This is a genomic window from Streptomyces sp. MnatMP-M17 (assembly GCF_900091995.1).
GTDB lineage: Bacteria > Actinomycetota > Actinomycetes > Streptomycetales > Streptomycetaceae > Streptomyces.
This window is the reverse complement of record NZ_FMDK01001053.1, coordinates 1-2,311: the sequence shown is the minus strand read 5'-3', so window position 1 is coordinate 2,311 and position 2,311 is coordinate 1. Positions and strand designations below refer to the sequence as shown.

3 protein-coding genes and 1 pseudogene are annotated in these 2,311 nt (G+C 72.8%); 2 read left to right on the top strand and 2 right to left on the bottom strand.

Annotated features, from left to right (window positions below):
* Both GA0115259_RS35770 and egtD read left to right on the top strand, forming a co-directional pair.
* A partial coding sequence (locus GA0115259_RS35770; protein WP_370749272.1) for a class II glutamine amidotransferase occupies positions 1-400 on the top strand: 400 nt, incomplete at its 5' end.
* Positions 397-1,368, top strand: a complete 972-nt coding sequence (egtD, locus tag GA0115259_RS35765; protein ID WP_093604563.1) for an L-histidine N(alpha)-methyltransferase — start codon at positions 397-399, stop codon at positions 1,366-1,368. The genes GA0115259_RS35770 and egtD, both read left to right, overlap by 4 nt.
* On the opposite strand, the gene GA0115259_RS35760 is transcribed toward egtD, so the two are convergent.
* Together GA0115259_RS35760 and GA0115259_RS42470 are read right to left on the bottom strand one after the other, a co-directional pair.
* Positions 1,263-2,141 carry a lysophospholipid acyltransferase family protein gene (locus GA0115259_RS35760; protein WP_093604561.1) on the bottom strand — a complete coding sequence of 293 codons (879 nt, stop codon included), beginning with the start codon at positions 2,139-2,141 and terminating at the stop codon, positions 1,263-1,265. The two genes, egtD and GA0115259_RS35760, sit on opposite strands and share 106 nt — an antisense overlap.
* A pseudogene (locus GA0115259_RS42470) lies at positions 2,138-2,311 on the bottom strand (GNAT family N-acetyltransferase); the annotation flags it as partial. The gene GA0115259_RS35760 and the pseudogene GA0115259_RS42470, both read right to left, overlap by 4 nt.

Genomic DNA, 2,311 nt, shown 5'->3' with positions numbered 1-2,311 from the left:
CGGCTGGCCGGGCAGTGTCGCGGCGTCGGCCGCGGCCCTGCCCGTGGCCGAGCTGCTCGCTCTGCCCGCCCGCAGTGATTCCGCGCTGCTGTGGGCGCTGGTGCTGCACCGGCTGCGGGCCGGCGACGAACTCGGCCAGGCGCTGGCCGACACCGTTCTCGACATCGCGGCCGCGGCGCCCGCGTCCCGGCTGAATCTGCTGCTCACCGACGGCGCCCGGATCGCGGCGACCACCTGGGGCGACACCCTCTGGTACCGCACCGGGCCCGGCGACCGCACGGTGGTGGCGTCGGAGCCCTACGACGACGATCCGCGCTGGCGCGCGGTCCCCGACCGCACTCTGCTGGTGGCGACCCGCGCCGATGTTCTGCTCACCCCCCTCAAGGAGCCACCCGCGTGAGCCCGTTCGAGCTGACCCGCACCCTGCCCGAGGACGCCACCGGCGCCGCGCTGCGCGCCGATGTGCTCCAAGGGCTGACCCGTACGCCCAATACCCTCAAGACGCTTCCGCCCAAGTGGTTCTACGACAGCCGGGGCAGCGAACTGTTCGAGGAGATCACCCGGCTGCCCGAGTACTACCCGACCCGGGCCGAGCGGGAGATCCTGCTCGCGCGCGGACCCGAGATCGCGGCGCGGACCGGCGCGCGCACCCTGGTCGAGCTGGGCTCGGGCTCCTCCGACAAGACACGTCATCTGCTCGACGAGCTGACCGAGCTCCAGCTCTATGTGCCGGTGGACGTGAGCGAGAGCGCGCTGACCGGAGCCGCCCGGTCGCTGCTCGCCGAGCGGCCCGGACTCCGGGTGCACGCGCTGATCGCCGACTTCACGGCCGGGCTGACGCTGCCCGCCACTCCCGGTCCACGGCTGGTCGCGTTCCTCGGCGGCACGATCGGCAATCTGCTGCCGGCCGAGCGCGCGGTGTTCCTGGCGTCGGTCCGCGCGCTGCTGGCGCCGGGCGACACGCTGCTGCTCGGCACGGATCTGGTCAAGGACGAGTCCGTACTGGTCAGGGCGTACGACGACGCCGCCGGAGTGACAGCCGCGTTCAACAAGAACGTCCTCTCCGTCATCGACCGGGAGCTGGGCGCGGACTTCGATCCACGCGACTTCGGCCATGTGGCGCTCTGGGACGCCGAGAACGAGTGGATCGAGATGCGGCTGCGGGCCCGCCGGGCCCTGACCGTGAAGATCCCCGAACTGGATCTGGTGGTGCACTTCGAGGCCGGTGAGGAGGTACGGACGGAGATCTCGGCGAAGTTCCGTCAGGACGGCGTACGGACGGAGCTGTCGGCCGCCGGCATGGAGCTGACTCGCTGGTGGACCGACGAGGCGCGACGGTTCGCGCTCTCGCTCGCCACGGCGGTCTGAGCGGCCCGGGACAGCGCGCGGCGGTCGGTGTGACGGCCGGCGGGAATCACCGGCAGGAGCGTGATCTCCGCCGTCAGCCCGCCGGCCGTCGCCACCCGCCACAGCGAGACCCCGAGCGAGTCCTTCCCGATGAAGGCCGGCGCACCGGACGGCTCGCCACCGGGACCGCGGTAGGTGAGCCGTACGGGTCGGACATCGGCGTCCGCGTCCAGCGCGGCCTGGAAGACGGCGGTGGTGAACCGGCCGTGCTCCTGGCCGCACCAGGTGCAGCCCTCGGGAAAGACGATCACCCGGGAGCCCTCGCGCATGGCCGTGGCCAGCGTCCGTACGGTGCCGGGCAGCGCCCGCAGCCGCTCGCGCTCCACGAAGACCGTGCCGCCCTGGGTCGCCATCGCGCCCAGGACCGGCCAGCCCCGTATCTCGCTCTTGGCCAGGTTCCGCCCGGGAAAGACGGCCGCGATCAGCGGGATGTCCAGCCAGGAGATGTGGTTGGAGACGACCAGGAATCCGTCGCCGCGCCGGGGCACCGGCCCGCCCACGACACGGACGCGCAGACCGAAGCTCCGGACCACCGACCGTGCCCAGAGCCTGGTCAGCCGGTCCCGGTGCGCTCCGGGCAGCAGCGAGACGAGCGGAGTGAGCAGCACTCCCGCGAGGACGAGAGGGATGCCCACGAGCAGCCGGGCGAGCCCGGTGGCGGTGCCGGCGGCCGGTCCGCTGTGGGTGACGCACTCCGGCGAGACGCAGGGCGCGGTGGGCAGCCAGACGCTCATGCCGACGGAACGAGAGAGAGGAAGTGCCGCAGATAGCGCGGGTTGGTGCGCTTCATCGACAGCAGGACATAGAGGTCGGCGCAGTCGAAGTCCGGGTCGTGCGCGGGCGCGCCGCAGACCCAGGCGCCGAGCCGCAGATAGCCGCGGAGCAGCGGCGGCAGGTCGGCGGC